This is a genomic window from uncultured Polaribacter sp. (assembly GCF_947500975.1).
Lineage (GTDB): Bacteria > Bacteroidota > Bacteroidia > Flavobacteriales > Flavobacteriaceae > Polaribacter.
Map to the genome: position 1 here is coordinate 1 of NZ_CANMUE010000067.1, position 380 is coordinate 380.

Here is a 380-nt window from a genome sequence, read left to right on the forward strand (position 1 = left end):
GTACCTATGTTATTGTCTTCGTCTTTTGCATCATGATCAGTAGGATTTACAGCATTTGGAACGCCAAAGTGTCCTCCATAAAATGATACTTCCCAGGTTCCTATTGGTGGTGTTCTTAATAATACTCCTGGATTGTTATTACAAAATCCTTCATCGGTATCTAAAATACCATCATTATCATCATCTAAATCACAAACATCTCCTACTCCATCTGCATCAATATCACTAAATAATGTACTGGCTGCATTACATGAATCACATTCGTCTGATTGTACATTTGCATCTGTAGAACTTACATCTGCTTGACCTCCATTGGCTGATGTAGGCACTCCGTCTGTATCTACATCTGTGATTGTTAGTGCTGTAGTAGACTCTAAATT

The 380-nt window shown here is 37.4% G+C and carries 1 pseudogene; it reads right to left on the reverse strand.

What is annotated here, in order from left to right:
• Positions 1-380: pseudogene (locus Q0733_RS13035) on the reverse strand (hypothetical protein); the annotation flags it as partial.